This is a genomic window from Candidatus Thermoplasmatota archaeon (assembly GCA_035540375.1).
GTDB lineage: Archaea > Thermoplasmatota > SW-10-69-26 > JACQPN01 > JAJPHT01 > DATLGO01.
In genome coordinates, this window is sequence record DATLGO010000065.1 from 18,160 (window position 1) to 29,839 (window position 11,680).

Consider the following 11,680-nt stretch of genomic DNA (forward strand, 5'->3'; position numbering starts at 1 on the left):
TATGCGCAGGGGGAAGCATAAGGAGGCGCGAAGTCGAGGGACACGTCATGCCCACCAAGAAAGCCGCTGTGGCTGGACACAGCGCCCCCGTTCGGCCAGGGACCCAGCCCCGCGCCTCGTCCAGATCTTCATCCTCCGAAGCCGCTCGCGAGGCGCGCGCCTCCGCGGGCCGCCGAGGCCGCGCCGGGTCCGGGTTTCCCAAGGAGGTCCTCGTCGACCGCCCGGCCCTCACCGACGACCTCCTCGCGGAACACCGCGCGTGCATCACCTCCGGGAGCAAGTTCGGCACGAGCGTCGTGAAATGGCTTGCGACGAAGTCCCCGGAGCAGCAGGCCGCCTGGATCAAGGCCTCCGTCGCGGCGGGAGGCGTCGCGTTCCAGCCGTGGTCCACCGAGATCCTCTTCGTCCTCGCGCTTTCGCAGCGCGCGCGCTTCACGGAGCTGCAGCGGCTCCTCGGCATCAGTTCCCGGACGCTCTCCGACAAGCTGCAGATGCTCGAAAAGGAAGGCCTCGTCGAGCGGGTCGTGTACGACGAGCGCCCCGTGCGCATCGAGTACGGCCTCACGAAGGTCGGCGCGCGCTTCGCGGCGCTTGCGACCCCGATCTACTGCATGCTCGTGCGGAACGCGGAAGAGGCGGGGCGCTGACCCGGCCGTCCCAACCTCATTCGTGCGCGTGGCCTGCGTGGTCGCCCGCGCCGTACCCGCGCAGTTCCCCGTACACGACGCGCTGATGTTTCGAGAGCATCGCGGCCTGCTCGAGGTGCGCGCGCAGGTGCACGTATCGCAGCTCGCCGTACGCGAGGCCCAGCGCCGCCATCTCTTCCGCAAGCCGGTTCTCGTCCATCTCGCCGTCCCGGAACATCGCCGCGATGCGCGCGTGCAGCGCGAGGATCTCCGCGCCCTTCGCCTGCGCATCCGCCTTCGTGCGGTTGCGGAGCTCCCACGTCCCGCGCCATTGGTCGTCGCTTAAGCCGAGACGGTCTCCCAGTTCAAGGACGTGGAGCGGGCCCGGATAGCCGTTCAGCTCGGCGGGCAGCGCGAGGGAGGCGCCCGCGCCCTCGCGAAGCGACTTCTCCTCCTCCGGCGTGAGCGCGAGACCCCGCGCGGCGAGGTGGGCGTACGGATTTGCGTCGCCCTCGCCCTGCGAAGCGCCGGGGGACTGTCCGGGAATCTCCCCAGGGGCGAGGCACCCTGCAAGGGCGCCGCTCAGGAGGAGGGTCGTCAAGAGACCGCAGAAGCGACGGGCGTGACGCATGAGCCCGCCAGGCCGCGCCCCTGTCATGATGCTTGCCGTGGCGACGTCGAGAGGAGGCTGGACGAGGCGGTCTTCCTGACGTGGCGCGGCTCGAGACCCTCCGTGATGCCGGTCCTCTCACCGCTTCGACCACTCGTCCGCGTTCGTGTCCATCTCGTGCTCCCACGGCACGCGGCAGGCTTCGCTCTCGCGCAGGTGCGCGATGAACCCGTCCCCGGGGTCGCCCACTTCCGCGCCACAATACGGACACTCGTAGCTCAAGCGTTCACCTGTCGACCCGAGGGCGCCAAGGGCGAGGCGCGATCGTTGCGGCGGCCCACGCTGACCCACACGCGCGCAAACGGCGGATCACGCTTTCGCAACGGTCGCTCCGGCACGGCGCTCGAAACCCGCGGCCCGAAATCAAACCACGCGGCGAGCGCCCCATCCGGCGGCCGCCGCGTCGCGACGCGGTCGTGGTTGCGCTTCCATACGCGATTCTGCATGAGAATCAGAGCGCCAGGCCGCGCAACCGCCGCGACCGCAGGCGCGTAGAGACGGATCCCGCGGCGGTCGAGGTTGTTCGCGAAGAGCGTGTCCACGATGACGTCGAACGCGCCGAAGGGCGTGTCCCCAAGAAGCGACGGCAGGTCGATCGCGTCGCCTTCGACGAAGCGCGCCCGCGTCCCCGGGAGCCGCGCCCGCCGCGCGCGGGCCCTGGCCGTCGCGACCGCGCGCGCGTCCCGGTCGACGCCCGTCACGCGGCAGCCGAAGCGCGCGAGGGCGAGCGCGTCCGTCCCGGTGCCGCACCCCACCTCCAGCACGCGGTCGCTTTCCCGGATGAGGCCCGCGGCGAGCGCGGTGGCGACGGCGGGCGAGAGGCCGGGGCGCGGCGCGTAGCTCACGCGGCGCGAAGGGCGCACCCCGGCGTGAGGCTTGCGGGGGTTGCGAGGGGGGGTTCCGCAGGCGTTGCCTTGCCCACGGCGGCCCGGAATCGGCGTCCCGCGGATCGGGTCCGCCCTTCCGGTTTCGCCTCCCCAATTGCGTCTTGATTTGTTTCGGCTCCCCCGCCTGCCCGCGCCCGCTTGGGCTCGCTGGGCTCGCCGTTTGCGACCGCCCCGCCCGCCTCCGGGCTCTCCCCGATCCGGGCCGGAGATTCTTGAGCGATGGGGTCGGGAAACGGGGCGAACGATCGGCGGCAAGGGGCGGGGAAGCGGAATCGCGAGGCGGAGAGAGGAATAAGGAGGAAGAAAAAAAGGCGTCTGGGAAACAGCCGACGAAGGTCTCCCGTGTCGGATTCTCCGCCGGCCTGGTCAGCTCATGGTTGGCTTGTTCCATCCGCGTGACCCGGGGACGGCTTGTACCGGGGGAAGAAACGGTCAGGGGTCTTGTCGAAGGCGCGCTTGCAGGCCGTGCTGCAGAAATGGATCGTGACCCCTTCATGGACGCTCGCGCCGTGCGCCTTCTCGGGGATGACCCAGTGGCCGCAGACGGGATCGTGCGTCGCGCCGGGCGTGTCGATGGTCGCGTGCGGGTCGTCCGAATCGTGGTGTCGGTGCATGCTGGTTCACCTGCGCGAGCGTTCATCGTATCGACGTGGCCGCCGCCGGCGGCAGCGCCGATGCGCTTCGCATCGCAAGGTCAAGAAGGGCCTCCCCCTTGTCGCCCTTCGCGGTTTCCAGATGAAAAGCTCGAGTCCGGCCATGCCGGCATCCAGCGGTCGCGAGTCCCCGGGCGCGGGCGCGCCCCCCTCGTCAACGCCGGTTCCGGACTTTCGCGCGGTCCCCCTTCAAGCCCCGACCCAGGGTCACGCCGCCTGTCGTTGCGCCCCGACGGGTCTCCGTCGCCGCGCGCTCGAGTTGCTCGAAGCGTTCGCGAAACGTTCCGAGGCAATGCCTGCAGCAGAAGACGTGGACGCGTTCGCCGAAGCGTCCCTTGACGGGGTCGCCGTGAATCGGGCCACGGCACTGGTGGCAAGGCACCTCGACGTTCTCCGGGATGTCCTCGAGCGGGGACCCTTCCTGGCTTTCGAGGACCTCGGTCGCGTCGTACGAGATGAGCCCCGGGAGCCGCGCGAGGTCCCTGTGGAGTTGCGCAAGCGTATGGGCTGGCGGGCGGAGGTGGAAATGAGCCACGATCTGGCCGCCGGGAAGGAGAAAGAGACTCGTGGCCCCCCGGAGGGACCTCACTTCCATGAATGCGGTTTCGACGGACGGCGGGTGGGTCCGGATCGACACGACGTAGCTCTGCGTGCCGAGAACGGCGTGGTCTACCTGGGCGCGATAGGAGCGCAAGAGGCCAATGTCCTCGAGCGCCTTCACGCGCGCGCTCACCGTCGGGTTCGTGCTTCCGACCTTCTCCGCGATCTCCCGGAAGCTCAGACGGGCGTCTTCGTGAAGGAGGCGCACGATCCTGATGTCAAGGGCATCGAGCCGCACACCAACTGCTAAGCGCAAAGGCTCAAGAGCTTTGCGGTTGGCACGCCGAACTCAGCCAAGCGCGGTGTCGAGGCGGCCGACCCGGTACGCGGGTCCGGCTCGGCCGCGCCTCGGACGCGCCACGTTTCAAGCCGGCGGAAGGCGCCCGGCATATTCGGCCGGGCGGGCGTCGAACCGCCGCTTGCATGCGGTGGAGCAGAAATGCACAAGGCGCCCATCAAAGGCGCTCGTTCCCGCCGCATCGGCCGGTGCGATCCGCATGCCGCAGACCGGATCGAGGACGTTCTCGGCATTCGCAGGCTCGTGGCGGATCTTGTCGAGGAATCCCATGGGAATCGAACATCCCATGGCATCGGATATACATCCCACCGTCGCTTAGCAATTGAGAACCGCGGGTGCAATCATCATCACCGGTCCTCCTTGAATCGGCGCGTGGGCGCCGCTGGAGTGGTATCGATGACGACGTATGTCTGCCCGATGGACCCGGAAGTGAGGAACGAAGGCCCCGGCGCCTGCCCGAAGTGTGGCATGGCCCTCGAACCCGAGGTGCCTATGACGCCGGCCGCCTCGACGATCTGGACGTGCCCGATGCACCCCGAGATCGTCCGGGATCAACCTGGCGCTTGCCCGAAATGTGGCATGGCGCTCGAGCCGAAGGAGATCGTCGAGGAGGAGCCCGCTGACCCCGAACTCAAGGACATGTCGCGGAGGTTTTGGGTGAGCGCCATCCTCTCCGCGCCGCTTCTCGTCGTCGCGATGGGCGAGATGCTCGGGTCGCGCATCATCATGGACGCAGTGCCCATGGAATCGATGCCCCTCGTCGGTTTCCTCCTCGCGCTTCCGGTCTGTACGTGGGCCGCATGGCCGTTCTACGTCCGGGCCGTGAACAGCATCCGCTACCGGAGCCTCAACATGTTCACGCTCATCGGACTCGGCGTCTCGGTCGCGTTCGTCTACAGCGTGGTTGCAACGTTCGCGCCGGACATCTTCCCCGCGAGCTTCCGCGACATGCACGGCACCGTCGCCGTGTACTACGAGGCCGCGGCCGTCATCACGACGCTCGTGCTTGCGGGCCAGGTCATGGAGCTCCGCGCGCGCAGCCGCACGGGCGCCGCGATCCGCGCGCTCCTGAAACTCGCCCCGAAGACCGCGCGCCGCGTCGCCGCCAACGGCACGGAAGAGGACGTTCCGCTCGAGGCGGTGCGCGTCGGGGACCTCCTGCGCGTTCGCCCAGGCGAGAAGGTGCCGGTCGATGGCGTCGTCGCGGAGGGCTCGTCGAGCGTGGACGAGAGCATGGTGACGGGCGAGCCCATCCCAGTCGAGAAGACGGAGGGCGACCGCGTGATCGGCGCCACGCTCAACGGCCGAGGAAGCCTCGTCGTGCGCGCGGAGCGCGTCGGCCGGGACTCGCTCCTCTCCCGCATCGTGCAGATGGTCGCCGAGGCCCAACGCAGCCGTGCTCCCATCCAGCGCATCGCGGACGAGGTCAGCGCGTGGTTCGTCCCGGCGGTCGTCGCCGTGGCGGTCGTCACGTTCATCGTCTGGGGCGTCTGGGGTCCTGAACCGGCCCTCGCCTTCGCGATCATCAACGCGGTCGCGGTTCTCATCATCGCGTGTCCGTGTGCCCTTGGCCTTGCAACGCCCATGAGCATCATGGTCGCCTCCGGCAAGGGCGCCCAGGCGGGCGTTCTCTTCAAGAATGCCGAAGCGATCGAGAACATGCGGAAAGTCGACACGCTCATCGTCGACAAGACGGGGACGCTCACCGAGGGCAAGCCCCGCCTCGCCACCGTTCGCGCCTTCGTCCCCTTCGGCGAGCGCGAAGTTCTCGGTTGGGCCGCCGGCGTCGAGCGCGGAAGCGAGCACCCGCTCGCGGCCGCCATCGTCGAGGGCGCGCTCGAGCGCGGGATCACGATCGAAAAATCGTCCCGCTTTGTATCGGTCACGGGGAAGGGTGTCGGGGCGGATGTCGCCGGCCGTGAAGTCGCGCTCGGCAACCGGAAGCTCATGGACGACCTCGAGGTGGACGTAGCGCCCGCGCTTGCGGAAGTCGACGCGATGCGACGCGAAGGCCAGACGGTGATGTTCGTCGCGGTCGATGGCGCGCTCGCCGGCCTCGTCAGCGTCTCGGACCGCATCAAGGCCTCGACGCCGGAAGCGATCCGGGCGCTCCACGCCGAAGGCCTCCGCATCGTGATGCTCACGGGAGACAACGCGACCACCGCCAACGCTGTCGCCCGGACCCTCGACATCGACGAGGTCATCGCGGACGTGCTACCCACCGACAAGGCGGACGTCGTGAAGCGGCTGCAGAAAGAGGGCCGTTTCGTCGCGATGGCCGGCGACGGCGTCAACGACGCCCCCGCCCTCGCGCAGGCCCAGGTCGGCGTCGCCATGGGGACCGGAACGGATGTCGCAATGGAATCCGCGGGCGTCACGCTCGTGAAGGGCGACCTGCGGGGCATCGTGCGGAGCCGCGTGCTGAGCCGCGCGACGATGAGGAACATCAAGCAGAACCTCTTCTTCGCGCTCGTCTACAACGCGCTCGGGGTTCCGATCGCGGCCGGCGTCCTCTACCCGTTCTTCGGGATCCTGCTTTCGCCCATCATCGCCGCGGCCGCGATGAGCCTGAGCAGCGTGAGCGTCATCGGGAACGCGCTGAGACTCCGTCGATTGGCGCTCTGAAGGGGCCCCGGGCAAGGCCATCGTTGCGGGGCGTGAGGGTGTAGGGTCCTCGCGCCCCCCCCGGGCGAAGACATGGGCCGCGTCTTGCGGCCTAACGCCCCCACGCTGCGCCCGGAAGCCTGCAGATTCAGTTTTCACCGCCTTTATCTGATGGATATGCACGCTCCCGTTGGCATCCTCGACTCCGTCCGGCACCCCCGCCTGCCCGCGCCCGCTTGCGGCTCGCTGGGCTCGCCGCCAGCGACCGCCCGGCCCGCCTCCCGGCTGCCCCCTTCCCAGCGCAAGATAGCCGGCATGTCATCGCAATTCAGAGAGGCGGCCGAAGCCCCGTCCGGGCTCGCGTCTCGATCTCGTCCTATTTCGCCACCCTCGCAGCCTCGTCCTCCGCCTCGTGCTTCAGCCGCAACGCCTCGTGCGCGGGAATGCCCATGCCGGCCGCGGCGTGCGCGAGCGCGAGCTCCTCGTCGCGGCTCAGCACGCCATCGCGCAAAACCCTCCTGAGGAGAATCCGATACCGCTCGTGAGCATCGGGGGCGCCCGGGTGCTCGGTCTTGATCGGGACGGCCCGCTCCGCGAGGCGTTCGGCGGCGCGCTGCAGGGGCGCGAGCGCAAAGACGAGCGTCCCCGCCGCCGCGATGCCGACGTAGGCGCTCCCGAGCGTTTCACCGAAATACTCCTGCGCCAGCTCGCTCGCGATGAAAAAGACCGCGATGAACGCCGCGGCGACCGTGCTCTTGCTGATCGTCCACCGGATCTTCAAGTCCAAGTCGAGGAACTTGCCGCGGAGGAGCGCGACCGTGATGAGGACCGCGCTCACGCCATGCCAAAACCCGCGAATCGCGTTCAACGTCGCGCCGGGCTGAGGGTCGACGAGCGGCAGGGCGGCGAGCGCCACAACGAAAGGCACCGCAGGAAGCGCTGCGTGTGTTCGGAGCGTCCGCTTCACGCTCGGCTCGGCCCGGGTCGCGAGGCGAAGGACCCATGCGACGAGGACGGCGTAGAGCGTGAGCCTCAGCGCCGTGTACACAAGGACGAGTTCGCTCTGGCTCGAATCGTACGTCCCCGCAATGAGGCGGAGGATTCGCACCGAATCCTGGCCCACGGAGACGAGCGCCACCGCCATCGCGACGAGCACGACGGACGTCGCGCTCGAGCGCACCTTCCCGGAGGCGTACGCCCACACGAGGAAGAGCGGCACGATCGCGTACGCGTTGTACATGGCCGCGTCGAGGATCCCGAGCGGCGAATCCTGAAGGTAAAGCGAGGGGTCCGAGGCGTACGCAAGGCCGAGAAGACCGATCGCCGCGAGGAACGGCGTCAACGTCCACGGGGCCGGCGGGAGCCACCGCGCACGAAGCGGGTAGACCGACGCGAAAGCGACGAGCGCAATCTCGTCCGCGAGGCCGAAGTACGGCGCCACCCGCGCCCAGTATGTCCCGCCCTCGGGCCAGGGCACCGGCGCGACCGCATGCAGGATGCCGAGGAGGCGGATCACGCCGAGCGTCACGAGGAAGAGCGCGAAGGCACGGAAGTGCGTGACGAGGAAGCCGTACCTCAAGAGGAGCGCGGCGAGGGCCAGGAGCAGGACGCCTGCGAGCAACTCCGGGACATGGTAGAGTGTGAACGCCATCGTGCCTGCCCCCTGCGGGCGCGCCTCGCCGCCCGCGGTCCCGCTCTCGAAGCCGGCCGGAAGATCATAAAACCGCGGTCCCCCAGCGTCTCGTCCTTTTTCGCCCCTGCCAACGGGGGAAGCCCCCGATCGTTTCCTCCACGTTTATCGTGCGCGCGGCCATTGGCGTGCCCGGCGATGCGCGTACAGGAGGCCAGGGTATGACCGAATTCATGTGGAACGCGCTCGGCGTTCCGGACCTCGTCGCCGCGGGGGGCATGCTGGCCATCGCCGCGCTGCTGCTCTTCGTGAATCCGCGCGACGGACTCCATCGCGCGTTCGCGCTGCTGCTTCTTCTCCTCGGGATCAGCGGGGTCCTGTATTTCATCCGGATCGGCTACGCCCAAACGGACCCGTCCACGAGCGAAATGATCCGGGCCATCGAGGATTACTACGACCTCGCCACGCCCTTCGCGGTCGTCTACTTCGCGATCCGCTTTCTCGGGGGCGGCGCGCGGCAACCCTGGGCGCGCCTCGCGTCCTGGCTCCTCCTCGGCGGAGTCACGATGGTCCTCCTGGCGTTCATGAACGATCACGCGCTGGTCTCGTCGCGGACCGAAGCGGGACGCATCGTCGGCCCGCTTTGGCTCCTCGCCACGCCGACGCGACTCGTCCTCTTTGCCGGCGTCGCTCTTCTTTTCGCGATGCAAGCGGCTCGCGCATCCTCCCGGGGGCGGGCGACGGGCCTGCATCTTGCGAGCCTCGCCTTCGCGTCGGTCGCCACCTTCTGGGCGTCGATCAACCTCGTCATGTTCGGAGCCGGGTTGAGCGTGCTTGGGGCCCGCGGTTCCCCGGAGGTCCTGGCGGCGACGAATGCCCTCTTCATTCTCCTCTCCGCGCTGCTTGCGGGCATCGTCATCGTGGTCGCGCGCACAGCCCGACAGCGCGCGGAGGAACACGTGGGCCGGGAAGCCCGGCGGGTCCTGGGGGTTCTCGGGATCGCCGCCACGAGCGGGGTCGCAGCCGCCGCCCTCCGTCTGGCATCCCACCCGGCAGGGGCGCTTGTCACCTCCTTCATGGACGGAGTCTGGCTCATCGCGATCCCGGCGCTCGTGGGCTACGCCCTCCTCCGCCACCAACTCTTCGGGATCGACGTCAAGATCCGGTGGACCCTCAGCAAGACCACGATCGCCGCGGCCTTCATCGCGGTCTTCTTCATCGCGAGCGAAATCGCGCAGGAGTACCTCGGCGAAACGCTCGGGAGCGCCTACGTCGGCATCGCCGCCGCGGGCGCGCTCGTCTTTGCCCTTGCACCGCTGCAGCGGGTCGCCGAGCGGCTTGCGGAACGCGCGATCCCGGTGGCCGACGGACCTGCGCTGACGGCGCCCTCGTCCGGCGGCGCGGCGTCGGGATCGGAGCGCCTCTTCAGGGACGCCCTCCGCCTAGCGGTTCGCGGCGGACGCCTCACCCGCGAGGAGGAGGCGACGCTTCATCGCCTGGCGGAAGCGCTCCGCATCCGCCCCGGCCGCGCGCACGAGATGCTCGCGGACGCGGAACGCGAGCACCTGAAGCACTGAAAGGGACCCCGCGGAGGGTTCGCGCCTTCAGCCGCGGCCCGCCACCGGCTTCCCCCGTGTGTGCGCATCGCTCGGCGACCGCTCGCTTGGCTCGCTTTCGGGGCGCCCAGAAGCAGGTTCCGGCCTACAGCGCTCTACAGCGCTCTTCGAGTTCCTATCAGAACTCGACGCCGGCGCTCGCGTCCTTCTTCTGCTTCTTCGCTGCGCCGAATCGCCTTCGGCGACCGCTCGCTTCGCTCGCTTTCGGGGCGCTCAGAAGCAGGTTCCGGCCTACAGCGCTCTTCGAGTTCCTATCGGAACTCGACACCGGCGCTGTAGTCCTTCTTCTGCTTCTTCGCCAGGCCGCCCTCGAGCTCCTCCGCGATGCGGTTGTAGTACGACACCGTCGCGTCGTCGACCGAGGGGCGGACCATCGTGAGCGCCTTCTCGAAGTGCCGCATCTGGACGACCTCCGCGTTCATGTCCTCGCGCAGCGCGAGCACGCCGGCTTCGCGGCAGAGCGACTGGATGTCCGCGCCGACGTAGCCCTTCGTCTTCTCCGCGAGCTCGTCGAGGTTGACGTCCTTGAGCGGCATGTTCGCCGTGTGGATCTCGAGCACCTTGCGCCGGGCCTTCGTCTCCGGCGGCGGCGCCTGCAGGAGGCGGTCGAAGCGGCCCGCGCGCAGGAGCGCCGGGTCGATGATGTCGGGACGGTTCGTCGCGCCGATCACGACCACGCCCTCCAGGACCTCCATGCCGTCGATCGACGTGAGGAGCTGGTTCACCATGCGCTCCGTCACGTGCGAGTCGCCCGTGCCGAGGCTGCGGCGCGGCGCGATCGCGTCGATCTCGTCCAGGAACACGATCGACGGGGCGGCCTGCTTCGCCTTCTTGAAGATCTCGCGGACGGCTTTCTCCGACTCGCCGACCCACTTCGAGAGGACCTCGGGGCCCTTGACGGAGATGAAGTTGGCCTGCGACTCGTTCGCGACGGCCTTGGCGAGGAGCGTCTTGCCCGTGCCCGGAGGGCCGTAGAGCAGGATGCCGCGCGGGGGCTTGATGCCCATGCGCTTGAAGACCTCGGGGTACTTGAGCGGCCACTCGACCGCCTCGCGGAGCTCCTGCTTGAGCTGCTCGAGGCCGCCGACGTCCTCCCAGGTGACGCGCGGGATCTCGATGAGGACCTCGCGGAGCGCGGAGGGCTCGACCTCGCGGTGCGCCTCGCGGAAGTCGTCCATCGTGACGACCATCTTCTCGAGGATCTCGGTCGGGATGGGCTGGTCGAGGTCGATCTCCGGCAGGTAGCGCCGGAGCGCCTTCATCGCGCCCTCCTTCGCGAGCGCCGCGAGGTCGGCGCCGACGAAGCCGTGCGTGTTGTTCGCGAGGTAGTCGATGTCGAAGTCGTCCGTGAGCGGCATCGAGCGCGTGTGGATCTGGAGGATCTCCTTGCGGCCCTCGCGGGAGGGCACGCCGATCTCGATCTCGCGGTCGAAGCGGCCGGGGCGCCGGAGCGCGGGGTCGACGGCGTCCACGCGGTTCGTGGCCGCGATGACGATGACCTTGCCGCGCGCCTTCAGGCCGTCCATGAGCGTGAGGAGCTGCGCGACGACGCGCCGCTCGACCTCGCCCTGCGTCTCCTCGCGCTTGGACGCGATCGAGTCGATCTCGTCCACGAAGATGATGCTGGGCGCGTTCTCCTCGGCCTCCTCGAAGACCTCCCGCAGGCGGGCCTCGGACTCGCCGTAGAACTTGGACATGATCTCCGGGCCCTGGATCGAGTAGAAGTTGGCGCCGGACTCGTTCGCCACCGCCTTGGCGATGAGCGTCTTGCCGGTGCCGGGCGGCCCGAACAGCAGGACCCCCTTGGGCGGCTCGATGCCGAGGCGCTCGAACAGCTCGGGGTGCTTGAGGGGGAGCTCGATCATCTCGCGGACCTTCGTGAGCTCGTCGCGAAGGCCGCCGATGTCCTCGTAGGTGATGCGCGGCGCGTGCAGCTCCGCCTCGGAGACGGGCTCCTCGCGGATGCTGACCTCCGTCGCCTCGGTGACCTGCACGATCCCCTGCGGACCCAGGTCCACCACGATGAACGGGAGCGCGCGCCCGATGAGCGCGATGCCGGGCACGATGACCGTGTCGCCCTTCGTGACGGGCCGCTT

11 protein-coding genes are annotated in these 11,680 nt (G+C 69.0%); 3 read left to right on the top strand and 8 right to left on the bottom strand.

Annotated features, from left to right (window positions below):
- Positions 1 to 47: 47 nt before the first annotated feature.
- Positions 48 to 647 (top strand): helix-turn-helix domain-containing protein, encoded by a 600-nt coding sequence (locus tag VM889_07745; protein HVL48433.1) that lies wholly within the window; start codon positions 48 to 50, stop codon positions 645 to 647.
- Positions 648 to 663: 16 nt separating this feature from the next.
- On the opposite strand, the gene VM889_07750 is transcribed toward VM889_07745, so the two are convergent.
- From VM889_07750 to VM889_07775, 6 genes are all read right to left on the bottom strand, one after another.
- On the bottom strand, positions 664 to 1,257 hold the full coding sequence (locus VM889_07750) for a hypothetical protein (protein ID HVL48434.1): 594 nt from the start codon (positions 1,255 to 1,257) through the stop codon (positions 664 to 666).
- A 117-nt stretch (positions 1,258 to 1,374) separates the two neighbouring features.
- Positions 1,375 to 1,518 (bottom strand): hypothetical protein, encoded by a 144-nt coding sequence (locus VM889_07755; protein HVL48435.1) that lies wholly within the window; start codon positions 1,516 to 1,518, stop codon positions 1,375 to 1,377.
- A complete protein-coding gene (locus VM889_07760; protein HVL48436.1) occupies positions 1,515 to 2,141 on the bottom strand; it encodes a class I SAM-dependent methyltransferase in 627 nt (208 codons plus the stop codon). The genes VM889_07755 and VM889_07760 overlap by 4 nt, the downstream gene beginning before the upstream one ends.
- Before the next feature lie 413 nt (positions 2,142 to 2,554).
- Entirely contained in the window at positions 2,555 to 2,797 is a 243-nt protein-coding gene (locus tag VM889_07765; protein HVL48437.1) for a YHS domain-containing protein, read from the bottom strand.
- A 193-nt stretch (positions 2,798 to 2,990) separates the two neighbouring features.
- Positions 2,991 to 3,674, bottom strand: coding sequence for an AsnC family transcriptional regulator (locus VM889_07770; protein HVL48438.1), 684 nt, complete (start codon positions 3,672 to 3,674; stop codon positions 2,991 to 2,993).
- 126 nt (positions 3,675 to 3,800) lie between these two features.
- Positions 3,801 to 4,004: a YHS domain-containing protein gene (locus VM889_07775; GenBank protein HVL48439.1), complete on the bottom strand. Its 204-nt coding sequence runs from the start codon at positions 4,002 to 4,004 to the stop codon at positions 3,801 to 3,803.
- Positions 4,005 to 4,130: 126 nt separating this feature from the next.
- On the opposite strand from VM889_07775, the gene VM889_07780 reads away from it, so the two are divergent.
- Positions 4,131 to 6,359 carry a copper-translocating P-type ATPase gene (locus tag VM889_07780; GenBank protein ID HVL48440.1) on the top strand — a complete coding sequence of 743 codons (2,229 nt, stop codon included), beginning with the start codon at positions 4,131 to 4,133 and terminating at the stop codon, positions 6,357 to 6,359.
- A 355-nt stretch (positions 6,360 to 6,714) separates the two neighbouring features.
- Here VM889_07780 and VM889_07785 read toward each other — a convergent pair whose 3' ends face one another.
- Positions 6,715 to 7,989, bottom strand: a complete 1,275-nt coding sequence (locus VM889_07785) for a hypothetical protein (protein HVL48441.1) — start codon at positions 7,987 to 7,989, stop codon at positions 6,715 to 6,717.
- 200 nt (positions 7,990 to 8,189) lie between these two features.
- Here VM889_07785 and VM889_07790 point away from each other — a divergent pair, with 200 nt between their 5' ends.
- A complete protein-coding gene (locus tag VM889_07790; protein ID HVL48442.1) occupies positions 8,190 to 9,545 on the top strand; it encodes a hypothetical protein in 1,356 nt (451 codons plus the stop codon).
- Positions 9,546 to 9,835: 290 nt separating this feature from the next.
- On the opposite strand, the gene VM889_07795 is transcribed toward VM889_07790, so the two are convergent.
- Positions 9,836 to 11,680 (bottom strand): CDC48 family AAA ATPase (locus VM889_07795; protein HVL48443.1); only part of this gene is annotated, 1,845 nt, incomplete at its 5' end.